This is a genomic window from Pedobacter sp. HDW13 (assembly GCF_011303555.1).
Lineage (GTDB): Bacteria > Bacteroidota > Bacteroidia > Sphingobacteriales > Sphingobacteriaceae > Pedobacter.
The window spans coordinates 3,026,471-3,052,806 of the sequence record NZ_CP049868.1 but is presented as its reverse complement, the minus strand read 5'-3'; the positions used below and the strand labels follow the sequence as shown (position 1 = coordinate 3,052,806).

The 26,336-nt window shown below is 39.8% G+C and carries 28 protein-coding genes; 19 read left to right on the top strand and 9 right to left on the bottom strand.

Annotated features, from left to right (window positions below; genetic code table 11):
* Positions 1–101: 101 nt before the first annotated feature.
* Together G7074_RS13030 and G7074_RS13025 are read right to left on the bottom strand one after the other, a co-directional pair.
* Positions 102–680 carry a non-canonical purine NTP diphosphatase gene (locus tag G7074_RS13030; RefSeq protein WP_124561574.1) on the bottom strand — a complete coding sequence of 193 codons (579 nt, stop codon included), beginning with the start codon at positions 678–680 and terminating at the stop codon, positions 102–104.
* 126 nt (positions 681–806) lie between these two features.
* Positions 807–1,460, bottom strand: coding sequence for a hypothetical protein (locus G7074_RS13025; RefSeq protein ID WP_166208732.1), 654 nt, complete (start codon positions 1,458–1,460; stop codon positions 807–809).
* Positions 1,461–1,627: 167 nt separating this feature from the next.
* Between G7074_RS13025 and G7074_RS13020 the strand changes: the two genes are divergently transcribed.
* The 9 genes from G7074_RS13020 to G7074_RS12980 all read left to right on the top strand — a co-directional run bounded on the left by G7074_RS13020 (position 1,628) and on the right by G7074_RS12980 (position 8,107).
* Entirely contained in the window at positions 1,628–2,152 is a 525-nt protein-coding gene (locus G7074_RS13020) for a hypothetical protein (protein ID WP_240916535.1), read from the top strand.
* A gap of 57 nt (positions 2,153–2,209) precedes the next feature.
* On the top strand, positions 2,210–3,568 hold the full coding sequence (locus tag G7074_RS13015) for a peptidylprolyl isomerase (protein WP_124561572.1): 1,359 nt from the start codon (positions 2,210–2,212) through the stop codon (positions 3,566–3,568).
* A 5-nt stretch (positions 3,569–3,573) separates the two neighbouring features.
* Positions 3,574–4,536 (top strand): MoxR family ATPase, encoded by a 963-nt coding sequence (locus tag G7074_RS13010; RefSeq protein ID WP_124561571.1) that lies wholly within the window; start codon positions 3,574–3,576, stop codon positions 4,534–4,536.
* A 138-nt stretch (positions 4,537–4,674) separates the two neighbouring features.
* On the top strand, positions 4,675–5,253 hold the full coding sequence (locus tag G7074_RS13005; RefSeq protein ID WP_124561570.1) for a YdeI family protein: 579 nt from the start codon (positions 4,675–4,677) through the stop codon (positions 5,251–5,253).
* Positions 5,254–5,432: 179 nt separating this feature from the next.
* The gene (locus G7074_RS13000; protein ID WP_166208728.1) at positions 5,433–5,927 is read left to right on the top strand and encodes a DinB family protein; all 495 of its coding nucleotides are present in this window, start codon (positions 5,433–5,435) and stop codon (positions 5,925–5,927) included.
* Entirely contained in the window at positions 5,924–6,511 is a 588-nt protein-coding gene (locus G7074_RS12995; RefSeq protein ID WP_166208725.1) for a class I SAM-dependent methyltransferase, read from the top strand. Before G7074_RS13000 ends, G7074_RS12995 begins: the two co-directional genes overlap by 4 nt.
* Positions 6,508–7,011, top strand: a complete 504-nt coding sequence (locus G7074_RS12990) for a hypothetical protein (protein ID WP_233603947.1) — start codon at positions 6,508–6,510, stop codon at positions 7,009–7,011. The genes G7074_RS12995 and G7074_RS12990 overlap by 4 nt, the downstream gene beginning before the upstream one ends.
* Positions 7,012–7,267: 256 nt before the next feature.
* Positions 7,268–7,789, top strand: coding sequence for a hypothetical protein (locus tag G7074_RS12985; RefSeq protein ID WP_124561568.1), 522 nt, complete (start codon positions 7,268–7,270; stop codon positions 7,787–7,789).
* 126 nt (positions 7,790–7,915) lie between these two features.
* Positions 7,916–8,107, top strand: coding sequence for a hypothetical protein (locus tag G7074_RS12980; protein ID WP_124561567.1), 192 nt, complete (start codon positions 7,916–7,918; stop codon positions 8,105–8,107).
* A gap of 503 nt (positions 8,108–8,610) precedes the next feature.
* Here the strand turns inward: G7074_RS12980 and G7074_RS12975 are convergent.
* The 5 genes from G7074_RS12975 to cysS form a co-directional block, all read right to left on the bottom strand.
* Positions 8,611–9,498 (bottom strand): glycerophosphodiester phosphodiesterase family protein, encoded by an 888-nt coding sequence (locus G7074_RS12975; RefSeq protein ID WP_124561566.1) that lies wholly within the window; start codon positions 9,496–9,498, stop codon positions 8,611–8,613.
* Positions 9,499–9,666: 168 nt separating this feature from the next.
* The gene (locus G7074_RS12970) at positions 9,667–10,524 is read right to left on the bottom strand and encodes a nuclear transport factor 2 family protein (RefSeq protein ID WP_124561565.1); all 858 of its coding nucleotides are present in this window, start codon (positions 10,522–10,524) and stop codon (positions 9,667–9,669) included.
* Positions 10,525–10,610: 86 nt separating this feature from the next.
* On the bottom strand, positions 10,611–11,585 hold the full coding sequence (locus G7074_RS12965; RefSeq protein WP_124561564.1) for a M28 family peptidase: 975 nt from the start codon (positions 11,583–11,585) through the stop codon (positions 10,611–10,613).
* A gap of 49 nt (positions 11,586–11,634) precedes the next feature.
* Entirely contained in the window at positions 11,635–12,315 is a 681-nt protein-coding gene (locus G7074_RS12960; RefSeq protein ID WP_124561563.1) for an aspartate/glutamate racemase family protein, read from the bottom strand.
* A gap of 19 nt (positions 12,316–12,334) precedes the next feature.
* Positions 12,335–13,795: a cysteine--tRNA ligase gene (gene cysS / locus G7074_RS12955; protein ID WP_124561562.1), complete on the bottom strand. Its 1,461-nt coding sequence runs from the start codon at positions 13,793–13,795 to the stop codon at positions 12,335–12,337.
* Positions 13,796–13,911: 116 nt separating this feature from the next.
* On the opposite strand from cysS, the gene G7074_RS12950 reads away from it, so the two are divergent.
* The 4 genes from G7074_RS12950 to G7074_RS12935 all read left to right on the top strand — a co-directional run bounded on the left by G7074_RS12950 (position 13,912) and on the right by G7074_RS12935 (position 16,878).
* Positions 13,912–14,343, top strand: coding sequence for a GNAT family N-acetyltransferase (locus G7074_RS12950; protein ID WP_124561561.1), 432 nt, complete (start codon positions 13,912–13,914; stop codon positions 14,341–14,343).
* Between the two features lie 116 nt (positions 14,344–14,459).
* Positions 14,460–15,353, top strand: a complete 894-nt coding sequence (lipA, locus tag G7074_RS12945; RefSeq protein ID WP_124561560.1) for a lipoyl synthase — start codon at positions 14,460–14,462, stop codon at positions 15,351–15,353.
* Between the two features lie 113 nt (positions 15,354–15,466).
* On the top strand, positions 15,467–16,018 hold the full coding sequence (locus tag G7074_RS12940; RefSeq protein WP_124561559.1) for an RNA polymerase sigma factor: 552 nt from the start codon (positions 15,467–15,469) through the stop codon (positions 16,016–16,018).
* Between the two features lie 2 nt (positions 16,019–16,020).
* Positions 16,021–16,878, top strand: a complete 858-nt coding sequence (locus tag G7074_RS12935) for an anti-sigma factor domain-containing protein (RefSeq protein ID WP_124561558.1) — start codon at positions 16,021–16,023, stop codon at positions 16,876–16,878.
* Positions 16,879–17,136: 258 nt separating this feature from the next.
* Here G7074_RS12935 and G7074_RS12930 read toward each other — a convergent pair whose 3' ends face one another.
* Both G7074_RS12930 and G7074_RS12925 read right to left on the bottom strand, forming a co-directional pair.
* A complete protein-coding gene (locus G7074_RS12930) occupies positions 17,137–17,838 on the bottom strand; it encodes an AIM24 family protein (RefSeq protein WP_124561557.1) in 702 nt (233 codons plus the stop codon).
* A gap of 134 nt (positions 17,839–17,972) precedes the next feature.
* Positions 17,973–19,469 carry an NAD(P)H-hydrate dehydratase gene (locus G7074_RS12925; protein WP_240916534.1) on the bottom strand — a complete coding sequence of 499 codons (1,497 nt, stop codon included), beginning with the start codon at positions 19,467–19,469 and terminating at the stop codon, positions 17,973–17,975.
* A 157-nt stretch (positions 19,470–19,626) separates the two neighbouring features.
* On the opposite strand from G7074_RS12925, the gene yiaA reads away from it, so the two are divergent.
* The 6 genes from yiaA to G7074_RS12895 all read left to right on the top strand — a co-directional run bounded on the left by yiaA (position 19,627) and on the right by G7074_RS12895 (position 26,336).
* A complete protein-coding gene (yiaA, locus tag G7074_RS12920; RefSeq protein ID WP_113950314.1) occupies positions 19,627–20,034 on the top strand; it encodes an inner membrane protein YiaA in 408 nt (135 codons plus the stop codon).
* Between the two features lie 285 nt (positions 20,035–20,319).
* The gene (eat, locus tag G7074_RS12915) at positions 20,320–21,633 is read left to right on the top strand and encodes an ethanolamine permease (RefSeq protein ID WP_124561556.1); all 1,314 of its coding nucleotides are present in this window, start codon (positions 20,320–20,322) and stop codon (positions 21,631–21,633) included.
* Positions 21,633–22,994 carry a glutamine synthetase family protein gene (locus G7074_RS12910; RefSeq protein WP_166208722.1) on the top strand — a complete coding sequence of 454 codons (1,362 nt, stop codon included), beginning with the start codon at positions 21,633–21,635 and terminating at the stop codon, positions 22,992–22,994. The genes eat and G7074_RS12910 overlap by 1 nt, the downstream gene beginning before the upstream one ends.
* A 46-nt stretch (positions 22,995–23,040) precedes the next feature.
* On the top strand, positions 23,041–24,189 hold the full coding sequence (locus G7074_RS12905) for an iron-containing alcohol dehydrogenase (RefSeq protein WP_166208719.1): 1,149 nt from the start codon (positions 23,041–23,043) through the stop codon (positions 24,187–24,189).
* A gap of 76 nt (positions 24,190–24,265) precedes the next feature.
* Entirely contained in the window at positions 24,266–24,985 is a 720-nt protein-coding gene (locus tag G7074_RS12900; RefSeq protein ID WP_124561553.1) for a gamma-glutamyl-gamma-aminobutyrate hydrolase family protein, read from the top strand.
* Positions 24,972–26,336 carry an aldehyde dehydrogenase family protein gene (locus tag G7074_RS12895; RefSeq protein ID WP_166208716.1) on the top strand — a complete coding sequence of 455 codons (1,365 nt, stop codon included), beginning with the start codon at positions 24,972–24,974 and terminating at the stop codon, positions 26,334–26,336. Before G7074_RS12900 ends, G7074_RS12895 begins: the two co-directional genes overlap by 14 nt.

Genomic DNA, 26,336 nt, shown 5'->3' with positions numbered 1-26,336 from the left:
GCGGAATGGAGAAATCTATAATAAATGTGCGTAAATAGATTTCTCGACTACGTTACACTGCGCTCGAAATGACGATTCCTTTATTAAAAACTAGCAAGAACCTATAACTCCCCTTTCAAAAAAGCCATCATTTTTTTCAGTGCAATGGCCCTGTGGCTAATTTTATTCTTTTCGGCCATATCCATTTCAGCAAAAGTAATATTATAACCATTGGGCTGAAATATAGGATCGTAGCCAAAACCTTTCGAACCCGATAATTCCCTTCTGATTGTACCTTCAATTAGCCCTTCAAAAATATGGTTCTTTCCACCCTGCATTAAAGAAATAACCGTTTTAAACCTGGCTTTTCTGTTTTCTTTTCCTTCAAGTTTCTTTAAAACAAGTTCTATGTTTTCTAAACTATCTCGGCTCCCTGAGTACCTTGCAGAATACACGCCGGGCTCGTTATTAAGTGCTTCTACTTCCAAACCGCTGTCATCGGCAAAACAATCCAGGTTAAAATGCTCAACCACATAACTGCTTTTTAAAGTGGCATTACCTTCAAAAGTATCCGCAGTTTCCGGAATATCGGTTAAGCAGCCAATATCTTCGAGGTTTAACACCTCGTACCTGCCTGCCAGGGCCAAACGTATTTCTTCGGTTTTATGTTGATTGTTGGTTGCGAAAACAAGTTTTTTCATTTTAAAAGAGGTAAAGGTTTAGGGTGTAAGGCTTAAGCATCCCTTGCTAAATTTAAAATCCCACATCATGATCTCTGGTACTAAATACTTGATTCTAAAACTAGTTGATTCGACAATACTAAGCCTCTATTTAATTTTCTGCAGGTTGCCCCAAAGCAATTTCTTTGCGGTTAAATCGCTATCTAAATGATGCAGGTTAGGGGCAAAAATGATGCGGGTTGTACCGTGGACAATAATTTCGTTTTGCCAAACCAAATCTAATTTCAAATGTGCAATTTCTACCCCGAACGAAAGCATCGTAACCGGCTTAAAAAACTGGTAAAGTTCGGCAAAGCCGGTGCCCTGGTATTTGGAATAATTCAGGATGGCAAAATCTGGTGTACCGAGATCTACAGCTTTAACAATTTTGCGCAAGAGTTCGCGGCCCTGTTCGGTGCTCACATCGTTACTTTCATCATTAACCAGAATCAGTACCGATTTTTTATTACTGCCTAAAAATTTAAAGGTTTTTTCGGGTGCAGGCTCGGCCGCAACATGCGTAATTTCAGGAGCCTGAGGGTAAATTTTTGGTATTTCGGGCGCTTTAATACCTGGAATTTGCGTTACTTCTGTCTTTAAAACCGATTCTTTTTCTACTTCGGTAACCACCTTTTCGGCTACAAAAACAGGCTCAGTATTACGCAAAGGCTGAATTTCTATACTTTCATCTTTTACCAGAAAAACCTCATCGGTAAAAAATAAGCGTAAAGCATTCGCATTGTTGGTAAGCTGGTTTTCCATTCGTATTTTTGCCGGATAATAATTTCTGTTAAAATTAGTTAAATATCTTATAATAGCGACGCTAATTGTTACTTTTATCCCTTAAAATTTATAGACTGCTCTACGTGAGAAAAGCTTTTTGCCTATTTGTTTTTAGCTTTATTTATAGCATTTCGTTTGCACAAAACGTGGCTGTAGTTAACGGCAAACCAGTAAGTACCAAAGAGTTTATGTGGGCGTACAAAAAAAGCCATAATGGAAATATCAGCGTTTCGTTCGATACTCTACAGGCTTATTTAAACCTTTATATAAATTTTAAGCTTAAGGTTTTAGATGCCCGCGAAATGGGGCTTGATAAAACCCCTGGCTACCAGGAAGAGATCAAAAATTATGAAGAAGCCCTAACTACCCATAAAAAACCGGGTACCAGCAGCAAAGACCATGATTTTTTATTGAACGAATACCGCGAAGGTGTTTTGATGTTTAATGTTTCTGAACAAAAAATCTGGAACAAGGCACAGGAAGATGAGCAGGCAATAAACGAGTTTTACAGTAAAAACAAACAAAATTACAATAAACCATTGAGCGAGGCTAGAGGCGATGTAATTGCCGACTACCAACAAAGTCTGGAAGAAAAATGGTTGATTGGCCTTAAACAAAAATACCAGACTAAAATTAACGAAAGTGAACTAAAAAAGCTGGCCAAGCTATAATTAAGCCATTTTTTTAGTAACCAATAAGTATTAAATTCGCAAAATATAAACAATAGAATGAAAAAAGTTTTTTTAGTAGCAACCGCTTTAATGGGCCTGTTTTTAAACAGTTATGCGCAAAAGCACACTGTAGATAAAGTTGCTGCTGTTGTAGGAGGTAATATTATCCTGCTGTCAGATTTAAATCAACAATACACCCAATATCTTTATCAGGGAAACCCTCCTAATGAAACCATTAAGTGTAAAATTTTGCAACAAACTCTTACCCAAAAGCTACTGAAACAACAAGCCGAAATCGATTCGGTAATGGTTGAAGATGGCGCTGTTGACGATGAGGTAAACAAGCGTATGCGTTTCAGCATGCAACGTGCTGGTGGGCAAGAACGTTTAGAGCAGTTTTTGAACAAATCTGTACTTCAGTACAAAGATGAGATCCGTCCATCAGTAAAAGATGAGCTGATTGCACAAAAAATGCAGCAAAAAATTACAGAGAACATTAACGTTACCCCAATGGAAGTTGAAAAGTATTTCAAATCGTTGGGCGATAGTATCCCTGAATTTAACACAGAAGTAGAAGTTGGAGAGGTGGTGTTAAACCCTCAGTTAACCCGTGCCGAAAAACAAAAATTCCGCGATAAAATTGAAGCTTTAAGGTTAAGGGTTAAGAGTGGCGAGGATATGGGTGTTTTGGCCAAAACTTATTCAGAAGATCCGGGCTCAGCGGCCGATGGTGGTGATTATGGTTTTATCGACAGAAATACCATGGTAAAAGAGTTTACCGCCTGGGCATTTAAACTAAAAGCTGGCGAAATTTCACCAGTGTTCGAAACCGATTATGGTTTCCACTTTTTACAGGTATTAGAACGTAGAGGTGAGCAGGTACACGTTAGGCACATTTTAATTATGCCTAAAACCACACCCGAAAGTTTAACCCGTTTAAAATTACATGCCGATAGTATTTACAACAACATCATTGGCAAAAAACTAAGTTTTGCTGCTGCTGCAAACCTGTATTCAGATAATAAAGAAACCAAATACAATGGTGGTATGATGCTTAATGCTGAGAATGTTCAGGCAAGAAGTACCTTAATTCCGGTTGATAAATTAGATCCATCGGTATTTTTAGTAATCGATAGCATGAAAGTTGGTGGCATTTCTAAGCCTGATTTATTTACAGCTGCTGATGGAAAACAAGGTTACCGCATTTTATACTTAAAAGCTAAAATACCACCGCACAAAGCCAACATGCTACAGGATTTCTCAAAAATCAGGGATGCTGCACAAAGTGATAAAATTAATCGTACTTTAAGCGAATGGTTTGAGAAACGTCGCGAAAGTACTTACATTAAAATAGACGACGAGTTCAATACCTGCGATGAATTAAAAATCTGGACTAAAACCACAGCCGCAAAATAATACCAATGCAGTACAAGAACGAAGTAGAAGCTGTTGATGCGCTTCATCAATCTTTCAATAACATTAAAGCCGAAATAAGCAAGGTAGTTGTTGGACAGGATGACATCATAAAATCTGTTTTAATCGCCATTTTTAGCAACGGACACTGTTTGTTGGTTGGCGTACCCGGATTAGCTAAAACTTTACTTGTTCAAACTGTAGCTTCGGTTTTAGACCTCGGTTTTAACCGCATTCAGTTTACCCCCGATTTAATGCCAAGCGATATTATTGGCGCAGAGATTTTAGGCGAGGACAGGCACTTTAAGTTTATAAAAGGGCCTGTCTTTTCTAATATTATCCTGGCCGATGAAATTAACCGTACACCACCAAAAACGCAGGCCGCTTTATTAGAGGCCATGCAGGAAAAATCGGTTACGGCAGCAGGCCAAACCCATAGCCTACCCAAACCGTTTTTCGTTTTGGCTACGCAAAACCCGATTGAACAGGAAGGAACTTATCCACTGCCCGAAGCGCAGTTAGACCGTTTCATGTTCAACATCCAGTTAAACTACCCTGCCTTTGCAGATGAGTTAAACATCGTAAAAAATACGACCAGCAACAAAACTGTACAGCTGCAAAAAATCATCCATGCCGATGATATCCAGTATTTCCAAAAGTTAATCCGCGATATTCCGGTTACCGATAATGTTTTAGAATATGCGGTTAAACTGGCGGCAAAAACACGTCCGAATACCGAGTTTGCAACCGAAGCAGTAAACAAATACATCAGCTGGGGTGCTGGTCCACGGGCTTCGCAATTTCTTGTTCTCGGTGCAAAATGCCATGCTGCAGTAACAGGCAAATACTCGCCCGATATTGAAGATGTTAAAGCTGTTGCCGAACCCATTCTTCGCCACCGTATTGTACGTAATTATCGCGCAGAGGCTGAGGGCTTATCGATCGAAAAAATTATTAAAGATTTGTTGTAAAGAAGTTATATCCGATAAAAAATCCCGTAGTTAGATAAAACTGACTGCGGGATTTTTCTTTTTAAACTAAAAGGTTGATGTTTGTTTAGCAATATGATCAAAACATTTTGCTCAATAAAACCTAACGCTTAAACAACTATGGCTGAGAAAACAACTGAAACTTTTTGTCCTACGGGCCGCAAAGCCTGGCGCGAATGGCTGTTGAAAAACCATGATACCAAACAATCGGTTTGGCTGGTTTGCTACAAGGCCAAAGCAAACAAACCAACCCTATCCTGGAGTGATGCTGTAGAAGAAGCCCTTTGCTTTGGCTGGATTGACAGCATTAGAAAAACAATTGATGAAGAAAGTTTCACTCAGTTCTTTAGCAGGCGAAAACCCAATAGTGGCTGGTCGAAAATTAACAAGGCCAAGGTCGAGCAGTTAACCGCTGCAGGCTTAATGGCGCAGGCCGGGCTCGAATGTATCAATCGTGCAAAAGAAAACGGCTCATGGATCATTTTAGATGAAGTGGAAGAACTCGTTATACCTTCCGATTTAGCAACAGCATTGGAAAGTACAGCAGACTCAAAAGCATTTTTCATGGGCTTAAGTAAATCGGTACGCAAAGCCATGCTACAATGGATTACTTTTGCCAAACGGTCCGAAACCAGGCAAAAAAGAATTGCCGAACTGGTTGAGCTGGCCAGCCAAAACAAAAAGCCTAAGCAGTTTTAATTTTTAGTTTAACTGTTAGTCGGGATTTGTAATCCCGACTGCTTAATAAGCATTTCTTAATTTATTTAGGTGGATTAAAAATCCACAATACCCCAGATCTGGATTGCAAATCCAGACCAGCACATTACATTTCCTGTACGAGTTGAAAGTAGTTGCAAACAATTATATTTGTGATAACGATGCCTGACCAAAAACTTACCGGTGCAAAAGCTGCCCTCTTAGCTGAATATAAAAAAGCAATAGATGAACTGATTATGGTGATAAGTCCTGTCACTAATGAGCAATTGCTAAAAACCATCGAACCGAAAAGTACCAACACCGATTGCATTTCTATCCAAACCATTTTAACCCATGTAACTGCTGCTATTTTTAGTTATGCGGTGTACATCGAAAACGCTATTGGCCTTAAAACAGAAAGGCCCGAAAGACTATCGTTTAACACAATTAGCCCCTACATTCCCAGGCTGAATGAAGCTTTTGCCTACAATGAAGCGCTATTCACAGAGCAACCCGCTATCACTTTAGAAGAATTTAACTCCGACAAAAAAATACATACCCGCTGGGGACAGGAATACGATGTTGAACAAATATTGGAGCATGCCATTGTTCATATATTAAGGCATAGGCGACAAATTGAAAACGTTTTGGTTAAATTTAAATCTGAATTAAATTGAGTGCACTAACCAATTTTTATAATCGTTTTGCTTTTTTCTATCCATTGGTAGATATTTTTCTTAAACCGCAAAAGAAAAAGTTTTTCCAAGAAATTAATCAGTTACCCCACGGAAAGCTGCTCGAAATTGGTGTAGGTAACGGCTCACATTTCCACCTTTACCAAAAGCATCAAATTACCGGAATAGAAATTTCTTCGGCTATGCTCAACATAGCTAAAAAGCATGCGGCCGGCAATATTGAACTTTTCCAGATGAATGGCGAAGAGCTGGCCTTTGAAGCAGATAGCTTTGATTATGTTGTACTGTCGCACGTAATTGCTGTAGCTCAGCACCCCGAGAAACTCATATTGCAATGCCATAGGGTATTAAAAACAGGGGGTAAATTATTGATATTAAACCATTTTACCCCAAATAACTGGTTAAAATACGTTGACCGGTCTTTTAACTTATGCGCTGGCTTATTTCAATTGAAATCTTTATTTTACATCAACAATATTAAAGCTATTGAACGGTTTAAACCCAAAAAAGAAATTGCCTTAAAACCATGTGCTTATTTTAAAATCTTAATGCTCGTCAAATCTTGAAAAAACACTATTGGTATATTGCCCCGGCGTTAGTAATCAGTTTATTTATCTACCTGTTTTACCGAACAGATAAAACACTGGTTAACCAGATTTTCATCCAGCTGAGTTCTTTAAAAACTTACGAAGACTTAAAGTATATCATTACCAGTAGCTTACCATTAAACAAATACATTATTTATTCTTTACCCGAAGGGCTTTGGGTGTTCTGCATTACCCTAACTTCAAAAGGCTTTTACATTAAACTTTTTAACAGACAAATCGACTGTTCTTTAATCCCGCCGGTATTCGCTATAGGGCTCGAATTATTTCAACTACTTCACATTACCAATGGCCGTTTCGATATACTGGATATAACGGTTTCGTTGTTCTTCTGGCTTTTGGCTTTAAAAATAACACATACAAAAGCCAGCCTGGAAAACGTATTTAATGCTTTCAATTTCAATAGTGTCGTGTGTTTACTCAGTTATTGTATTGTTTATTTAGCGCACGTAAACCATTAAAATTTTAATTTAATATTTGCAATTAGCTGGAAATAAATATATTTGCGTCAAATTTCACAGCAATGCTACGTCAAATAAATATCCAACAAATAAACTTTAGCCAGTCTTGTGGCTTAAAGGGTTGGGGTATTGAGGTAAATTTCCTTTCCAATCCTTAAGGTTTAAGGGGCCAACCCATAAAATCTACATTTAACAAATCTTTTTTAATTACCCTTTGCTAAGCCATAAGCGCTTATCAAAATTATTTATATCCGTTATGGACATTTATACCACTGCAGATGAAAAATATCTGCAGGCTATTGAAGAATTGAACTGGGGCGAGCTGCCCAAAGCACTTCAGTATTTTACCGAACTTATTGCTTTTGATCCGGATTACGCCAGAGGTTATTTTCAGCTTGGAAATTTATACCACTACCGTTTTAAAGATTATAAAACTGCGGGTTATTATTACAAGCGCTGTATCGAACTGGATGCTGATTTTCCTGAAGTTTATGAGCCCTATTTAAACCTGGTTATTACGTTGAAAATGCATAAGCTGGCTAAGCAGATTGCAGATAAAGCCTTAACTGTTGCAGGTGTGTGCGAAGCGCATATCTACGAAAATTTGGGTCTGCATGCCGAGCAGCAGCAAAATTTTGCAGGGGCAGCCAATTATTTCAAAAAGGCCGAGCTGTTTAATGCTGTTCAGGATAAACAGAGTGCATTGCAGGAACATCAGGATCGTATTAAAAATAAAATGAACAGTATCAAAGCAATGATTTATGATTTACAGGGATAAAGGCAAGCCTTTATCCTTCTTCCTTTTGGCGATACAAATCAGCTTTTAATCTTTTTATTTTAATTTTGTTATTATCTTTACTGCATAATTACAAAGCATAAATTTTTAAAATCAAAATATTTCGATATGTCAGCTCACGATTCACACGCACCAGTTCAGCAAACTAAAGGCATTTGGGCATTACCATTAACTGCCTGGATTATTGTTTTAATCTTGCTTGTGGCTTTCACAAGACCAATTTTCCACCATGCAGAAGAAGGTACTTCGCACGAAAAAACTGAAGTGCATCACTCAGAAGCTACTGAATCGCACCACTAGGCATTGCTAGTATAAACACAAAAAAAGCGCTGAGTTACAGCGCTTTTTTTGTGTCTTTTTTATGCTAATTGGTATCTGTACCAAAGGCTTGGCCATTACTTGTTTCGGTTGGCGAGGACACCAACCGATAGGATAAACTTAAGCTAGCTGTCGGCATCTTCACCGACAGCCACAGACTAACGTAGCGCTATCTGCAAAACGATACTCCCTTATTTCGGTCGATGAAGACACTAAGCGATAGGATAAATGCCTTATTAATATTTTATTTTAACCATTTAAAACTTTTGTGACAATATTTTTGTGCCTAAAAAATTTGTCACAAAAAAAACGGACACAAAGTTGTGATCGTTTTTCTTATGTGCGTCAAAGTTGCCACAATAATTGCAGATCAACATACTACAGCAGTGCTATTTGTAAAACGATGCTCCCCTATTCGGTTGGTGGAGACATCATATTGTTCGGAAGCTTTTAGATCAACTAAAGATAAGATATAAAGTCAGCGCCTATTTATCCAGCTGGCCCATAATGTTCGGGTAATCAGTTATAATGCCATCTACCCCTAAATCTTTAAAGTATTTCACATCCTTAATCGTATTCACGGTCCAGGGAATAATTTTGATCCCCATGGCATGGCAGCGATCTACCAGGCCTTTACCTACCAATACCGAATATGGGCTGTAAATGGTAGGTTTAAAGCCTAATTTTTCAATGTACGATTCGAAAGGTTCTTTCTCATCAATCAACAGTGAAGTTTGCACCTTCGGGTATTTCTCGTGCAGGTATTGCAGTGTGCGCATATCAAACGACTCGATAATTACCCGTTTCGTTAGTTTTTTAGCGTTTATAATCTCCATAATCAAATCCACAAATTCAGCTGGTTCGGGATGGAATTCGTTGTCGCCATTTTTAATGGTTTTGGTTTCGATACTGTAAACCGGTTTGGCCAGTTTATGTTCCTTAACATAAGCCTCCACTGCATCAATGGTTTCAGTAAGTAGTGGTTTGTAAGCTTTAAATTTCATTTGGCCCGGAAAACGGTCGTGCACCTTACTTCCGACATCAAACTTCTTAACCTCCTCGTAATCCATTTTATAAATGTTAAACTTCTTCTGGTCTTTCAGGGTAATGGGCTTCCCGTTAGGCTGTAAAGAAATTTCATTGTTAAAATAAGGTTCCTGCGAAAGCACCACCATTTTATCTTTCGAAATTACCGCATCCATTTCTAAAGTAGTAACACCTAAATCGAGCGCTTTCAACATCCCTTCTATGGTATTTTCGGGCATAATTCCCCTTGCGCCGGCTTTACCCTGCACATCAAACTTTTGTTTCTGTGCCGAGACATTAAAACATAACAAAGCGAGAGCAGAGAGTAGAAGTATTTTTTTATGCATGAATTTTAAACGTAAAATGAACAATTTTATTTGTGGTATTTTTCTTTGAAGCCCAAACATTAGGCTTGTTTTTAAAGTTCTGGATTAAAACCGCAGCTAAGTACAAGTTCCGAAATAAAAAAAGGGCTTCTTTTTACGGAGAGCCCTGTTTAATTCACATTTTGCTATTTATCTTTCGGCAGGTACAAAAGCCTGTACAATTAAGTTCCAGCTTGCATCTGCAGCTTTTTCGTAGACAAAAACATAGTTAAAGCTTTCTCTTAAGTCTGCTTTATAATCAATGGTAGCCACACCGTAAGTATAGGCTAAATCACTACCAATTGCTTTATCTACACCAGTTGTTTTTAAGCTAATTTTGCTCACCATGCTGTTATAAAAGGCAACAATTTTACCTTTTCCTTCAATGGCTTCATTACCCGGAAAAAGTAAACGTGCATCGTTAGTTAAAAAGCCACCAAATGCAGCAATACCATGCGTTTTTAACAAGGTATTTAAGGTTTTCTCGGTAGTTAAAATAATTTCTTTGCCGGCCTTAACTTCTTTTTCATTTAAGAATTTTGGCGCTACGTGGTCTTTTGGTTCAACAAACTGTGGCGTAACTTTAGCCAAAGGTTTATTGCTTTCTGTACCTAAATCGATAGCCAGTTTCCACTTGCCGTTTTCTGATTTCCAGATAGACAGGTATTGACCGTATTTTTTATCGGCAGCACCAACTTCATACGGACCTGTAGTGAAACCTAAATCTCCGCTACGCGATACTTTGGCCAAATTGGGAGTCCAGGAAACATCGTTTTCACTGTTTGCCTTATTGGTATAAAAAGTTTTGGCATTAATCGGGTTTGGTCTAAACACCAAAGCACTGCCCAGCGAGTATTCAAGAAAGGCATCTTTATCTCCGTTTTTGGCCACCGCTTTGGCAAAATCTTTCTCAGCACTTACTAAAGACTTGGTTGTTCCATCACTTTTTTGAGCAAATGTGCTCAGTGCTAAAAGTGAAGCTATGGCAGTTGAAAATATCTGTTTCATTATCAGTTTAAAAATATAGTTTGGCGAATATAAAATTTTCTTTAGGGTATGGTTTTAAAAGTAATCAACAATTTCACATTATTGACTTATTTCTCCCTGTAAATGGTTTCTAAAACAGTTTGACCTGTAGCTTTTAAAGTATTTTTATCAATATTGGCTAAGTTATCAAGCTGGGTATGCCAGTTGATGTAAAAGCCACTGTTATCGTTATAGTGAATAATATCAATAGAGGGAACTCCAGCTTTGTTCATCCAGAAATGATCGTCGACCAGTTTACCGCTTGGAATTTTGGTAAAATAAGAGGCGTAGCCAATCTCATTGCCAATATCCCATACTTTATTAGCCACATCTGGCGCTGCCTGACGGGAGATTTCATCTTGTGTAAACTGTGCATTGCCACCGCCTACCATATCGAGGTTAATACCATAAAGTGCTTTATAACCAGAGGCTACAGCCTGTTTAGCCCAATACTGTGAGCCCAGGCACCAGGTGGTTTCATCAGGTGTTTCATCATTGGCTTTGCCATAATCTTCTAAATCCCACAATATAAAATCGACACCTACATTAGGTTGTTTCTGCTGTATTTGGCGAGCCATTTCCAAAATCACGGCAACACCACTGGCACCATCGTTTGCGGCATCGAAGGCTTTGGTATGGTTGGCAGGGTCGGTATCCTGATCTGAAAAAGGACGGGCATCCCAATGGGCAGTAATTAAAACCCTGTTCTTTTGTGTTGGGTTAAAAGCTGCTACAATGTTCTTAAGCTGAAAGCTTTTGCCATCGTATGTAGTTGTTTTTTCGCCTAGTATCTTCACATCTGCACCAAACGACTTTAATTTGGCCACCAGATAATCGGCACATTTTTGGTGGGCATCTGTCCCCGGAATACGCGGACCAAAGTCTACCTGCGCTTTGGTATAGGCATAAGCGCTATCAGCATTAAAATCAGGAGATACCAGGGTTATTTTCTCTTCGCTCTGGCTGGTGTCAGCTTGCTTATTTCTACAAGCCTGTACCCCCATAAGGGCGATAAAAGGCAGGATAAATATTTTTTTATTCATGATCAATTTAACGGAAAACGGATTCAATTGGTCTAAAATAGAGTTTATTTTATGAAACAATATAATCAACGATCGCTTTTGAGTGAATTTTAGTGGTATCGAATACTGGTATATCAAAATCATCCTGGCTAATAAGCATCGGAATTTCGGTACAGCCCAGAATAATACCTTCGGCACCTGCTGCAACCAATTCATTAACAATTTCTACATACCGCACTTTGGTATGTGGTAAAATCAATCCTCGGCCCAGTTCTTCTTTTAGTGTATGTTGTATATAATTTCTGGTATCCTGCTGCTTTGGAATCAAAACGTCCAATCCGGTAGCTTGGAGTTTTTTGATATAAAAATCTTTCTCCATGGTAAATATGGTACCCAAAAGGCCAATTTTTCTAATCCCAACATTATTTATGGCCTTAGCTGTTTCAGTGCCAATGTGAATAATGGGCACAGCGATACGGTTTTCAATTTCATCGGCAAATAAATGGGCCGTATTTGCGCATAACACAATGGCTTCTACCCCACTGTTTTTTAAACTTTGGCAGGCATTTAAAAGCAATTCAAATGATCCTTCCCAGGTTTTATCCTGTACATCGCAAAAATTAAGGGAGTAAATTAAACACTCGGCAAAATTTAATCCACCCAGGCGTTCATTTACTCCCTCATTTATAAATTTATAATAATCGATGGTTGATACCCAACTTATTCCGCCTACCAAACCAATCTTTTTCATTATAAAAAGTTATTTAGACTTAAGCCTTACTCCATGTAGTTCCTTCTTTACCGTCTTTAAGCTGAATGCCCAACTCCTGCAATCCAATGCGGATCCGGTCGGAAGTGGCGTAATCTTTATTCGCTTTAGCTTCGGTTCTTAAATCAATTACCATTTCTAAAACGCCATTTAAGTCGTTACTTCCGGCATCTTCATCTTTTAAGCCTAAAATATCGAATACGAAATCGTGTACCAGTTGTTTTAATTTAGCTAAAGCTTCGGCCGAAATTTTTCCTTTACCATCGTAAACAGTATTAATCATCCGAACAGCTTCAAACAATTCAGCAATTAAAATCGGACTGTTAAAATCATCGTCCATTGCGTGGATGCATTTCTCTTTCAGTGCATCGATATCAAAATCGTTTTGTTCTGATACAGGTAGTTTATCTAAAAGGCCAACCGCCGTCATTAAACGTCTAAATCCTTTCTCAGAAGCATCCAAAGCATCGTTAGAAAAATCTAAAGTACTGCGGTAATGTGCCTGCAACATAAAGAACTTAACCGTCATTGGACTATAACCCTTTTTTAACAGTGGGTGTGCACCGGTAAATAACTCTAAAGGTAAAAAGCCGTTACCAGCTGATTTAGACATACGTGTACCATTAACCGTAAGCATATTGGTATGCATCCAGTAACGTGCAGGTTGTTTATGGCTGCATGCTTCCGATTGCGCAATTTCGTTGGTATGATGGGTTGCGGCTAAATCCATTCCACCACCATGAATATCAAACTCTGAACCTAAATATTTAGCACTCATGGCCGAACATTCGATATGCCAGCCCGGAAAACCCATGCCCCATGGCGATTGCCATTGCATTAAGGTTTCTGGCTTTGCTTTAATCCAGAGTGCAAAATCCAACCTGCCGCGTTTCTCATCCTGACCACCCAGTTCGCGGGTATTGTTCAGCATATCTTCGAGGTTGCGGTTGGTTAATATGGTATAGTTATATTCTTTGCTGTATTTTTCTACATCGAAATATACGTTGCCATCAATTTCATAACCATAACCATTGGCAATAATCACCTTAATCATTTCGATTTGTTCAATGATATGTCCGGTAGCTGTTGGTTCGATACTTGGAGGCAAAGTGTTAAACATGCGCAATACCTCGTGGAAACCCAAAGTATATTTTTGTACAATTTCCATTGGTTCTAATTGCTCCAGCTTGGCACGTTTTGCAAATTTATCGTCGCCCTCATCCCTGTCGCCCTCTAAGTGACCCGCGTCAGTAATATTACGTACATAGCGCACCTTATATCCGGCGTATTTAAGGTACCTGAAAATTAAATCGAAAGAAATAAAAGTACGGCAATTGCCCAAATGCACATCGCTATAAACTGTAGGACCACAAACATACATCCCAACATTGGGTGCATTTAAGGGTTGAAAAACTTCCTTTTTGCGCGAAAGCGTGTTGTAAAGCTGTAAGCCAGTATTCATATTGCAAATGTAAGATTTAGTTAGAAAGTTGGAACGTTTAAAGTTGCAATGTTTAGCTTATGATTTTTATATAACATTTAACGTAATTTAGTTTTTCTTGTAAAGCGTGACAAAAAATGGTCGAAATCAGAGAAATTTTAGAACAAGATGCTGAGGGCATAGCCAAACTTTCTACAGCCTTGGGTTACGAAAGCAACACAGCCCAAACCCTTAACCGAATTGTGCAGATTAACAACAGCAGCGAAAACTGTGCGTTTGTGGCCGTACTTGATCAGGCTGTGGTTGGCTGGATTCATGGCTTTTTCACCCTACGGATTGAATCTGATCCTTTTGTCGAAATAGGTGGCCTTATTGTAGATGCTAATTTTCGTGGCCAGCAGATAGGCAAACAGCTGATTGAAGGCGTAAAACGCTGGGCAAAAAAACAAAATGTAAAAAAATTAAAGGTAAGGTGTAACACGAAACGTACCGAAAGCCATAAATTTTATGAAACGATTGGCTTTAAAGAGAATAAACAACAGGTTGCATTTGAAATGGAATTGGCTTAGTGCTACCCCGGTTAACCAGTTTAAACAATTAACCAGTTAAACACCTGTACTATTTATTACAACGCTCAAACATTTCGGCATTGCAACAATTCAATCCTATTCATTAACTTTGTGGCATGATTGATTTACCGGTAGTACCTGCTGTAACTGAAGTTAAACGTAAACCAGATTGGTTACGTGTTAAATTACCTGTTGGTAAAGAATATGCACAAGTTCGGAGTTTAGTAGATACGCATAAGCTTCATACCATTTGCGAAAGCGGCAATTGCCCTAATATGGGCGAATGCTGGGGTGCAGGTACGGCAACTTTTATGATTTTAGGAAATATCTGCACACGTAGCTGTTCTTTTTGCGCAGTTGCAACAGGCCGCCCCTTGGCTGTTGATGTAGATGAACCAAACCGTGTAGCCAATTCAGTAAAATTAATGGGCGTTAAACATTGCGTAATTACTTCGGTTGATCGCGATGATTTAAAAGATGGCGGATCGATTATCTGGGCCGAAACTTTACAGGCTATCCGCAGGGAAAGCCCAATTACCACACTCGAAACTTTGATCCCTGATTTTAAAGGTCAGTGGGATAATTTATACCGTGTTTTGGAAGAACGCCCGGAGGTAGTATCGCATAACATGGAAACGGTAAAACGCCTGACCAAACAAGTACGTATACAAGCTAAATACGATAGAAGTTTAGAAGCTTTAAAAAGAATCTCGGAATTTGGTTTAAGAACTAAAACCGGTATTATGCTGGGTTTAGGCGAAACTGAAGAAGATATTTTTGAAGCTATGGACGACCTGGTTGCCAACGGCGTGCATATTTTAACTTTGGGCCAGTATTTACAACCAACACGTAACCACCACCCTGTGGTAGATTGGATACACCCAGATACTTTTGCCATGTACAAAGAAGTTGGCTTGGCTAAAGGCTTAAAATATGTAGAAAGTGGACCATTGGTACGTTCATCTTACCATGCAGAAAAACATCTTTTCCCGATTGATGGGATAGTATAATTAAGGTATTAACCTAATTTTAAAAATGTTTTATAACCTCACTCCTCTACGGAGTGCGTTTATAAAACATTTTTTTGCTTTTGCTGTTCTGTATTGTAACTTAGTAACCAATAGTGACTGCATTTAAAAAATTAACCCTAACCGAGCCAGAACTTGTTCTAGCACTGCAATCGAAAGATCCTGCGGTACTGAAAACGCTGTACAGTATGTATTCATCGGCAATTTACGGTGTTATTTCGCGCATTATTACCCATACCGAACTTGCTGAAGACGTTTTACAGGAAACTTTTGTAAAAATCTGGCAGTCTGCAGAACACTACGACAATACCAAAGGACGTTTGTTTACCTGGATGATGAATATTGCGCGTAATTTATCGATCGACAAACTCCGTTCTAAAGATTTTAAGAATTCACTCAAAAACCAAGATATAGAAAATAACGTAAGTTTCGTTGATGAACAAAACAAGGTTACGTTTAACCCTGATGTACTGGGGGTTAAACAACTTGTAGAGAACCTAAAACCGGATCTGCAGGCTGTTCTTGATTTAGTTTATTACAAGGGCTTTACACATGTAGAAGCTGCAGAAAAGTTAGATCTGCCATTGGGTACGGTAAAAACACGTATACGATTGGCTATTATAGAATTGAGAAGGAATTTTAATTGAGCGTGGAAAATTTAAAGGCATATATAGAATCTGGAGTACTCGAGTTGTACGTTTTAGGTGATTTATCACCCGAAGAAGCGCTGCAGGTAGAGGAAATGGCATCTCAACACCTTGAGGTTAGGGATGAAATAGCCGCTATTGAGCAGGCTATTGAGCAATATGCTATGCAAAATGCTGTAGAACCATCTGCAGATGTAGAAACAAGATTATTCGAAAAACTGGGATTAAGCGAAGTTAAAGTACAGGAACCTTTTCAACCCGCTCCTATTAATACAGAAGAACCAAGAATTATACGTTTGGATGAAAGCGATGGTAAAGTGAGAACTTTACGTTACGCACTTGTAGCTTGTGTAGCTTTATTGATTGTGAGTATGGCCGCCCTGTTTATTACTTATAGTAAGCTAACTGATGCACACGACCAGATTGCCAGTTTAAACCTGGATAAACAAAAATTTGCCGGCGTAGTAAGCAAACTGGAATTTGAAAACCAGGGTTTGGGCAATATGGCTGCAATGGCCGATAGTCAGGAATGGGCAACTATCAGTATGAAAGGCCAGGCCTTTAGTCCTACCGCTAAAATGAAGGTGTATTGGAATAAAAAAGATAAAAGCGTATTGATTAACTATGTGGCTATGGATTTACCTAAAACCGATAAGGAGCACGAATATCAGTTATGGGCCATGGTAAACGGTAAACCGGTAAGCTTAGGCGTATTTGGCAAAAACGATTCTACTTCGAACGAAGCACTGGTTAAAATGCCGGCCATACAGGAAGCACAAGCTTTTGCAGTAACCATAGAACCTATGGGCGGAAGCATAAACCCTACAATGGATAAGCTTACCGTAATGGGTGGCGTATAGATAGAAATTATAAACCGATATAAAAAATCCCGGCATTGAAACTGCAGGGATTTTTTGTTTTCATTTTCTTCTGATCGTCATTGCGAGAAGGCTTTTTTTCAGCCGACGAAGCAATCTTAAACTATAAGTTATAGCGATTGTTGTAGGATTGCTTTCTCGTTCCTCCTCGCAATGACGAAGCTTTTTATTGAAGTCTGTCAGTGATAATGGGTTTAGAAAATCCTGCTTTATGTTGCCACCAACCGAAAGACAACCAACTTAAGATTTTGCTGCATATTTTACTTCTTCGTAAGGCTGTACCAATACCCATCCTTCACCAAAAAACTCCAGCTGGAAAGATTCGCCACTACCCCTGCCAATAAAAGAACCGAAGGTTAAATTGGTTTTAATATTTGGGCTAAGGTTTTCAGACCAGGCTACAGTAGCATTCGGATCAGTATAAACCGGCTGGTTGCCGGTAACCCGCAACAGAATAGGCTCGCCATGGGTGGTAATGGCAATATAACCACTGCCCGATAGCTTCACTTGAAATAAACCTCCGCTCATCATACCAGCAATACTTTTCAGCATTTTAATTTCGTTTTTGACGCTTTCTTCTAAAGCCAGTACATCATTACCGTTCACAAAAACGGCTTCGTTCTGTAGTTTAATAATTTTTACTTTCTTGCCTTCATCGGCCAGGTAGAGTTTACCTGTACCCGCAGCATGCATCAGTGAGGTGCCTTCGCCCGATATGGCTTTTTTTAGCAAACCACCTAATCCTTTGCTCAATAAACCTTCTCTTTTAAAGTCGATATTGCCGATGTAAGCAACCATTGAACCGGCTTTGGCCAAAATCTTTTGGTTCTTTAAGTTTACCTCCAGCATGGCAGGCTTTTCTAATTCGAAAAAATCATTTTCGTGTGGATTTTCTGCCGATTCCTGAATTAGTTCATTCAGTGTGTACTCCCTTTGTGCCATAATAATTTAAGTTTTCCGTAAGTTTAAGATATCTGTTATTTTAATTTTCCCTTTAAACTATACATTTACAGGCAGGAAGCACAAAGTTTAAGCTGGCTTTTTTTCCACAACCGCACTACGACCTATTAAACAAACTATTTGGATATTAGCACTTTAATTTCTTTTGCAATGTTTAGGGCAAGCTGCGATGCGGTAACTACAAATTGTTCTTTTGCCAAATCGTCGCCTGTTTGGCCATGAATATAGCAGCCTGCGATAGCCGCATCAGCAGCTGTATATTTTTGCGCTACCAAAGCCGAAATAATCCCAGTTAAAACGTCGCCCATACCACCCTGCGCCATGGCCGGGTTTCCGGTTGGGTTGATGTGAACCTTACCAGTAGGTAAACAAACAAAGGTATATTGGTTTTTAAGTATAATTACAATTTGCAGCAGCCGGGCTTGTTCTCTGGCCGTTTGTACTCGGTCCCACCAGGTATTGTGCTCGCCAAATAAACGGTCGAATTCTTTAACATGCGGGGTAAGAATTGAATTTTTAGCTAATTTTTTAGTCAGATCTGGTCTTTCTGCTAAAATATTCAGGGCATCGGCATCTATTATCAATTCGCGATTGGCCATAATCAGGCTTTCTAACAGCCTTTCATTTTCAGCATCAACGCCTAAACCCGGACCAATGGCAATGGTCTGGTATTTTGCCAGATGCTCAATGCGCATATATTCTACCCTGGGCAAAGCCATTATCTCTGGCAAAGTGGTATTGAGTGCTGTTAGTCCACTTTCGGGTACGCAAGTGGTAGTTAAACCTGCTCCGCTATGCAAACAAGCCATTGAGGCCAGTAAAGCCGCCCCCATAGTATTGGTATTGCCAGCAATAATGAGTGCATGCCCATAAGTACCTTTATGGCTAAAGAGTTTGCGCTTTTTAAGTATTTTTTGAATGTCTTTTTCTTCAGTGAGGTAAAACTCCGTATCCTGGTGCCTGATAAAATCTTCATCCAGCTCAATATCTGCTACCTCATACTTTTCAGTCGCCAGGGCCGATTCGGGGAAGAAAAAATTTATTTTTGGCCGTTGAAAACAGATAGTTTTATAGGCCTTTATTCCATTATAGCTGTCTGTTAATCTATCCTCTGCAAAAAAACCGGTGGGTACATCAACTGCATACACCTTTTTATTTAGCTTATTGATGGCATGCGCCAACTCGGCATAATCGCCGGTTAAAGGTTTATTTAAGCCCGAGCCTAAAATGGCGTCAATAATTAAATCGGGCTTAATGTGTTTTAAATCACCGGGCTGGTTAATGATGGCTTTTTTACAGCGCGATTCATCCAGCCTTTGCAGGTTAATTGCAAAATCATCAGTTTGTTTCGCACTAAAATTTACGACGTAAACTTTAACGTTATCGTAGCCATTAACCAAAAGCAGGTGCGCGATGGCCAAACCATCGCCACCGTTATTGCCTTTCCCGCAAAAAATTGCAATGCTCTTGCTCGCATCAAATTCATCCCTGATAAAACATTGTACAAATGCACGGGCAGCTTTTTCCATCAAATCGATGGACGCAATGGGCTTATTGGCAATGGTAAACTGATCGGCGTGGCGCATCTGCGCCGAAGTAAGCAATGTTAGCATATTACTAATATAATATTTTTAGCTAAAAATTGCGATTGTTCGCCTTGACTGCTGATCTGGGCGAAAGTATCTCGCTCACGCTAAACTAATATTTCTATTTTTATACCTTTTATAATGCTTTAGCGTTTTCAATTGAATTAAATTAAATCTCAAAACAATGAATCAAAAACCATCGAATGCATTCGTGGCAGCCGCCTGGATTGCATTAGGTATCGGAATGATCGGCTTTATTGTAGGCTTGTGGCGTTCTGATATGCTCCTAAACGAAAAAGGATATTATTTTACCGTATTGATGTTTGGCCTTTTTGCCGTAATTTCTTTACAAAAAGCTGTTCGCGATAAACTGGAAGGCATTCCCGTTACAGAAATTTATTATGGGTTAAGCTGGTTTTCGACACTGTTAACCATCACCCTACTGGTAATCGGTTTGTGGAATGCAACACTTTTACCAAGCGAGAAAGGTTTTTATGCTTTTGCCTTTCTACTCTCGTTATTTGGTGCCATTACGGTGCAGAAGAATACGAGGGATAGTCAGATTGTGAATAAAAACCGGGATTCGGAATAGTAAGTAAAGCCAGTAGAAAAACCTACTGGCTTTTTTTATTTAAGTCCACATCTATAAGTTCTGTCAAAAAAATTAAACTCCTCAACCTATATGGTACTTTTCATTCACCAACCGGATATTGATTAAAAAACGATAACACTAAGCGCCGTTAATTAAACCGAAATACCCCATTAATTTATAAGATAAGAATAAAAAAATCACTAATTTAAACAGCAGATACCGAGGCCAATAGTTTTATCATTTTCGAGCAAATCATTGTAAACCTAATTAATATGGCAGGCACATATGGAGCAAAGTAAGGGCTTAAAAAAAACACTTACCCCGTTTATGTTATGGGGACTGGGTGTAGGGTATGTTATTTCGGGAATGTATTTTGGCTGGAATTTAGGCCTCGAAAAAGGTGGTACGCTCGGCATGGCCATTGCCACCGTGGCTATTATGGTAATGTATGTTACCTTTAGTTTCAGCTACGCCGAGCTGGCCTGCGCCATTCCAAAAGCAGGTGGTGTTTTCGATTATGCCAATACCGCTTTAGGCAAAAACGTAGGTTTTATTGCAGGCATTGCACAAATGGTCGAGTTTATATTTGCCCCACCCGCCATTGCTTTTGCCATTGGCGCCTATTTTAATGCTTTCTTTCCGCAGGTACCTATTCTTACCTCTGCCATTGCCATTTACTTTATCTTTACAGCTTTAAATGTATATGGCGTAAAGGCCGCAGCTTCATTCGAGGTTATTGTTACTGTGCTAGCGGTAGGTGAGCTGCTTTTATTTTCGGGAATTACCCTGCCAAAATTCCATTCAGAGAACCTTATTCACAATAATTTTCCCAACGGCTGGAGCGGTGTATTTGCAGCCATCCCCTTTGCCATCTGGTTTTTTCTGGGCATAGAGGGCGTAGCCAACGTTGCCGAAGAAACTAAAAACCCGCAACGCGATATCAGCAAAGGTTTTGGCTGGGGCATATTTACACTGGTGGTCTTGTGTGTACTCGTTTTCATTTCAACTATTGGTATTGGTGGTTGGGAGGCCATTGTTTATAAAAACGGAAAATCGGGCGAGACTTCCGATTCTCCTCTTCCCCTTGCCCTTTCGATGATTACCGGTGATAACCATTTAATGTATCACCTGTTAATTACCGTTGGCTTATTTGGGCTGATAGCTTCATTCCATGGATTGGTTTTGGCAGCCGGCCGCTCTACTTACGAAATGGGGCGGGTTAAAAGTATTCCGGCAATATTGGGCAAAATTTCGCCAAAATTCCAGACACCGGCCAATGCATTAATCGGTAATATGGTAATCGGAATTATAGCACTGCTATCAGGCAAAACGGCCGAAATTATCATCATATCGGTGTTTGGGGCTTTAACACTTTATATCATTTCAATGATTTCGGTAATGGTGCTCCGCAAAAGCAAACCCGAAATGCTGCGACCGTTTAAGACACCTGTTTACCCGCTGTTTCCTGTTATTGCACTAATTATTTCATGTGTTTCATTTATCGCAATGCTGATTTATAATCTTAAATTAGGATTAATTTATTCGGGCATTGTTTTAGGCATATTTCTACTATATAAACTTTTTAAAAAGGTTGATTAATGAGTACAAGCAAAGAAATTCTGGATTATGTTAAAAATCATCCATCGGGTAAAGTAAAGTTAGCTGTTGCAGATATCGATGGTATTTTAAGGGGTAAATATGTAGCCGCCGAAAAATTTGCCTCGTTAGTGGAAGGCCGTTTAGGTTTTTGCGATGTTACCTTTGGTTGGGATGCCGCCGACCTGGCTTACGAAAATGGTAAATACACCGGATGGCATACCGGCTATCCCGACGCGCAGGTCAAAATAGATTTAACCACTTTTAGAAAAATCCCCTGGGAAAACGATGTGCCCTTCTTTTTAGGCGATTTTATTGATGAGCACGACAGGCCAAATATTGTTTGCCCAAGGCAACTGCTAAAAAAGATTATTGCCGAATGTGAAAACGAAGGTTTCTCACCAATTTTTGCGCAGGAATTTGAATGGTTCAATTTTGATGAAACGCCTGAAACAATACACGAAAAAGGCTTCAACAACCTGAAACCGCTAAGTCCAGGCATGTTTGGTTACTCCATTCTGCGAAGCAGCTATAAAAATGAATTTATGAGCGACCTGTTTGAGTTGCTGAATAAATTCGATATCCCGATTGAGGGGCTGCATACTGAAACGGGCCCCGGTGTTTACGAGGCGGCCATTAAATATGCCGATGCCCTGCAAGCCGCAGATCAGGCTATATTGTTTAAAACAGCTGTTAAAGAAATCGCCTACAAGCACGGTATCTTAGCTACTTTTATGGCAAAGATTAACGAAAACCTACCTGGTTGCAGTGGTCATGTGCACCAGAGCTTATGGGATAATCAACACAAAAACAATCTCTTTTACGATGAAAAAGATGTCGATAAAATAAGTGCAACGATGAAAAACTACATGGCAGGGCAGTTGCATTGTTTGCCACATATTTTGCCTATGATTGCACCAACCATTAACAGCTACAAACGCCTTGTGGAAGGGGCCTGGGCACCCACCACCTTAACCTGGGGGATTGATAACCGCACTACGGCATTGCGTGCGCTGCCCGGAAGCAAAAAAGCCGCGCGTTTAGAAACTCGGATTGTAGGCTCTGATACCAACCCTTACCTTGCGATTTCTGCTTGTTTGGCAGCCGGACTGTATGGCGTTAAAAACAAGCTAAAACTGGAGCAGCCGGCAACAAAGGGAAATGGCTATACCGATTTATCAAACGGAACATTATCGCGCAATTTATTCGAAGCCACAGAAAAGATGAAAAATTCTAACGTAGCCAAAGAATTACTGGGCGCAGATTTCGTCGATCATTTTACCATGACCCGCGAATGGGAATGTAAACAATATGCTAAAGTGGTAACCGACTGGGAATTGAAAAGGTATTTAGAAATTATATAACCGAGAGAACCATTTGAACTTAATTCAGAAGATAAAAACAAACTCCATGATATTCGATAAGATCCATCAGTTTAACTTTCCAACCACCATTCGTTTCGGTGCAGGTGCGGCAAAAGAATTGCCAGCCTATCTGGTTAAAAACAATTTAAAAGCACCCTTAATCGTTACCGATCCCACCATAGCACAGCTTCCATTTTTTAAAAGCATCGTTGCAGATTTAAGCGCAAAAAATATTTCGGTAGAGGTATTTAGCGATATCCATAAAAACCCGGTAAAGAGTGATGTTTACAATGGTATCGATGCCTGGGATGCCACCCAACGCGACAGCATTGTGGGTATAGGTGGCGGTGCGGCCTTAGATGTTGCGCGGGCCATTGTACTCCGCGTTAATCATCGCGAAGATTTATTTAAATACGACGATTTAATAGGCGGCGATGTTTACGTAACCAACGATGTCCCTCATTTTATCACCATCCCAACTACGTCTGGTACCGGAAGCGAGGTTGGCCGCAGTGCCATAATTGCCGATGATGAAACGCATCAGAAAAAAATCCTGTTTTCGCCAAAATTAATGGCACAGATTGTTTTTGCAGACCCGGAGTTAACAATGGATTTACCGCCCTTTATTACTGCCGCAACCGGTATGGATGCCTTAACACACAATATGGAAGCTTATCTGGCTAAAAATTTTCATCCCATGTGCGATGGGATTGCTTTAGAAGGGATTTCATTGATTAAAGATTCGCTGGTGCAGGCTACTAATAATCCTGATTTAGAAAGCCGCAGCAAAATGTTAATGGCTTCGATGATGGGTGCCATTGCTTTTCAGAAAGGCCTCGGCGTAGTACATTCGCTGGCGCACCCGCTATCGTCTCTTTTAGATACCCATCATGGCCTGGCCAATGCCGTAAATATTCCCTATGGCATGCAGTTTAATATTGCAGGCTTCGAAGACCGGTTTAAGAAAATAGCCATTGCATTAGCGCTTCCTGAACAAAGCGGCGATGCTGTTGTAAAATATCTGTTCGATTTGAATACAAGGGTTAATATTCCACATAAATTAAGTGATATTGGCGTTAAAAATGAACATATAGAAACACTAGCCGATTTAGCCTTTGCCGACTTCGCTCACCCAAACAATCCGAAGTCGGTAAGTCGCGAAGATTTTAAACAACTGTATCTAAATGCATTATAACTTAGAACAATAAGATTAGATTTAAAAACTTCAAGCATGCCAATCGGTTAAATCTATGGCAAAAAAATGAATAATGATGTCTGATAAAATAATAATTGGGGTTACTGATTGCAGTAAATTTGATATTTATCGCAACTGGGTATTATCTTATAACGAAACCGTTGAAGTGATCCAGCTGGGGTATAAGCTCAATAATTTCGACGAAATAAAAAAATGCCAGGGCATTGTATTAACCGGTGGTGAAGATGTACACCCTCGTTTTTACCAGCATCCCGAATATTATCCGTTTTGCTACGAAGATGATATAGACGAAAGTCGTGATGAGTTCGAATTTAAGGTTTTAGCTTATACTGAAGCTAATGCCATTCCTGTTCTGGGCATTTGTAGAGGCATACAGGTTGGCAATGTATTTTTTGGCGGCACGCTCATCCCCGATATTCCAACCTGGGGCAAATTCGACCACGCTAAAATGCCAGATAAATCGGACAGGTACCATGAAATTATCATCAATCCCTCATCATGGTTAAGCGATATTGTAAACACCGATAAGGGCTTGGTAAACAGCAATCACCACCAAAGTACCGATAGAACCGGAAAAGGCCTTGTGGCCAGTGCGTTATCGGCCGATGGCGTAGTTGAAGCCATGGAGCGCATGCAGCCCGAAGGAAAACCTTTCCTGTTGTTTGTTCAATGGCACCCCGAAAGGTTAAAAGACCAGCAAGGTCCTTTTAGCAAAAATATACACACCGCATTTTTAAATTCAATTGTTAACCGCAAACAAGATGCAAATCATTAATCCGGCAACCGAAGAAATTATAACCAGCTTAACCGAAGATTCAAAAGAAAGTCTTCAATCCAAGTTCGAAATGCTTAAAAGCGCACAGCAACTGTGGGCCAATAAAAGTTTAGCTAAACGGATTTCCATCCTTTCAAACTTCAGTACTTTACTCGAATCTGAAACAGAAGAACTGGCGCACATATTAACCAGCGAAGTTGGAAAACCCTTGCAACAATCGCGCAATGAAATTAATGGTGCAAGAGCACGGATTAAATGGATGCTCGATCACTCCATAAAGTACCTTTCTGATGAGGTGATGGTTAATGAACCCGGCTTAAAAGAAATTATCAAATACGAACCCCTGGGTGTAGTCTGTAATATTTCTGCCTGGAATTACCCCTACCTGGTTGGTGTAAATGTTTTTATCCCTGCTTTACTTAGCGGAAATGCTGTGATGTACAAACCATCCGAATATGCCAGCTTAACCGGACTTCAAATCGAGAAACTATTAAAGCAGGCAGGTGTACCCGATCAGGTGTTTCAGCTTGCCATTGGTGCAAAAGAAACTGGAGCAGCATTACTGGAAATGGATTTCAACGGCTATTTCTTTACAGGCTCGTACCAGACCGGGAAATACATTTACGAAAAAGTTGCTCCAAAAATGGTTCCCTGCCAACTGGAACTAGGTGGTAAAGATCCTTTATACATTGCCGAGGATGTGGCCGATGTTGCAGCTGCAGCTGTTGGCACTGCCGACGGCGCCTTTTACAACAATGGGCAAAGCTGCTGCTCAGTTGAACGTATTTACGTGCACGAGAAAAATTATGAGGCCTATTTATCTGCCTTTGTTAATGAGGTAAAGAGCTGGAAAAGTGGCTCACCAACAGCCGATGGCGTATATATTGGGGCATTAACCCGGAAAGCCCAGATTTCGATTTTAGAGAACCAGATAAAAGACGCGCTGGATAAAGGTGCCAAACTATTAACAGGAGGCAAAAGCCTCAGCGGAAAAGGTTATTATTTTGAGCCAACGGTTTTAACGGAAGTAACCAACGATATGCTGGTGATGCAGGAAGAAAGCTTTGGTCCCATTATAGGCATTATGAAAGTTAAAGACGATGCCGAAGCTTTAAAAATGATGCAAGATACCGATTATGGGTTAACGGCATCTGTTTATACTGCCGATCAGTCGCTGGCAGAAAAAATACTGGCCCAACTGGATGCAGGCTCCGGTTACTGGAATTGCTGCGATAGAGTAAGTGCTGCCCTCCCGTGGAGCGGAAGAAAATATTCGGGCATTGGAGCAACTCTTTCACACCAGGGCTTAAGGGCCTTTACCAAACCAAAAGCATATCATTTAAGAGGCTAA

What these genes read in the sequence shown, in the direction of transcription:
- G7074_RS12930 (WP_124561557.1), bottom strand. Translation starts at nt 17,838, where the DNA reads ATGGCACAAAGGGAGTACACACTGAATGAACTAATTCAGGAATCGGCA.
- G7074_RS13010 (WP_124561571.1), top strand. Translation starts at nt 3,574, where the DNA reads ATGCAGTACAAGAACGAAGTAGAAGCTGTTGATGCGCTTCATCAATCT.
- G7074_RS13030 (WP_124561574.1), bottom strand. Translation starts at nt 680, where the DNA reads ATGAAAAAACTTGTTTTCGCAACCAACAATCAACATAAAACCGAAGAA.
- G7074_RS12960 (WP_124561563.1), bottom strand. Translation starts at nt 12,315, where the DNA reads ATGAAAAAGATTGGTTTGGTAGGCGGAATAAGTTGGGTATCAACCATC.
- G7074_RS13005 (WP_124561570.1), top strand. Translation starts at nt 4,675, where the DNA reads ATGGCTGAGAAAACAACTGAAACTTTTTGTCCTACGGGCCGCAAAGCC.
- G7074_RS12965 (WP_124561564.1), bottom strand. Translation starts at nt 11,585, where the DNA reads ATGAATAAAAAAATATTTATCCTGCCTTTTATCGCCCTTATGGGGGTA.
- yiaA (WP_113950314.1), top strand. Translation starts at nt 19,627, where the DNA reads ATGAATCAAAAACCATCGAATGCATTCGTGGCAGCCGCCTGGATTGCA.
- G7074_RS12905 (WP_166208719.1), top strand. Translation starts at nt 23,041, where the DNA reads ATGATATTCGATAAGATCCATCAGTTTAACTTTCCAACCACCATTCGT.
- lipA (WP_124561560.1), top strand. Translation starts at nt 14,460, where the DNA reads ATGATTGATTTACCGGTAGTACCTGCTGTAACTGAAGTTAAACGTAAA.
- G7074_RS12975 (WP_124561566.1), bottom strand. Translation starts at nt 9,498, where the DNA reads ATGCATAAAAAAATACTTCTACTCTCTGCTCTCGCTTTGTTATGTTTT.
- G7074_RS12980 (WP_124561567.1), top strand. Translation starts at nt 7,916, where the DNA reads ATGTCAGCTCACGATTCACACGCACCAGTTCAGCAAACTAAAGGCATT.
- G7074_RS12895 (WP_166208716.1), top strand. Translation starts at nt 24,972, where the DNA reads ATGCAAATCATTAATCCGGCAACCGAAGAAATTATAACCAGCTTAACC.
- G7074_RS12925 (WP_240916534.1), bottom strand. Translation starts at nt 19,469, where the DNA reads ATGCTAACATTGCTTACTTCGGCGCAGATGCGCCACGCCGATCAGTTT.
- eat (WP_124561556.1), top strand. Translation starts at nt 20,320, where the DNA reads ATGGAGCAAAGTAAGGGCTTAAAAAAAACACTTACCCCGTTTATGTTA.
- G7074_RS13015 (WP_124561572.1), top strand. Translation starts at nt 2,210, where the DNA reads ATGAAAAAAGTTTTTTTAGTAGCAACCGCTTTAATGGGCCTGTTTTTA.
- G7074_RS12970 (WP_124561565.1), bottom strand. Translation starts at nt 10,524, where the DNA reads ATGAAACAGATATTTTCAACTGCCATAGCTTCACTTTTAGCACTGAGC.
- G7074_RS12985 (WP_124561568.1), top strand. Translation starts at nt 7,268, where the DNA reads ATGGACATTTATACCACTGCAGATGAAAAATATCTGCAGGCTATTGAA.
- G7074_RS12900 (WP_124561553.1), top strand. Translation starts at nt 24,266, where the DNA reads ATGTCTGATAAAATAATAATTGGGGTTACTGATTGCAGTAAATTTGAT.
- cysS (WP_124561562.1), bottom strand. Translation starts at nt 13,795, where the DNA reads ATGAATACTGGCTTACAGCTTTACAACACGCTTTCGCGCAAAAAGGAA.
- G7074_RS12950 (WP_124561561.1), top strand. Translation starts at nt 13,912, where the DNA reads ATGGTCGAAATCAGAGAAATTTTAGAACAAGATGCTGAGGGCATAGCC.
- G7074_RS13025 (WP_166208732.1), bottom strand. Translation starts at nt 1,460, where the DNA reads ATGGAAAACCAGCTTACCAACAATGCGAATGCTTTACGCTTATTTTTT.
- G7074_RS12910 (WP_166208722.1), top strand. Translation starts at nt 21,633, where the DNA reads ATGAGTACAAGCAAAGAAATTCTGGATTATGTTAAAAATCATCCATCG.
- G7074_RS13000 (WP_166208728.1), top strand. Translation starts at nt 5,433, where the DNA reads ATGCCTGACCAAAAACTTACCGGTGCAAAAGCTGCCCTCTTAGCTGAA.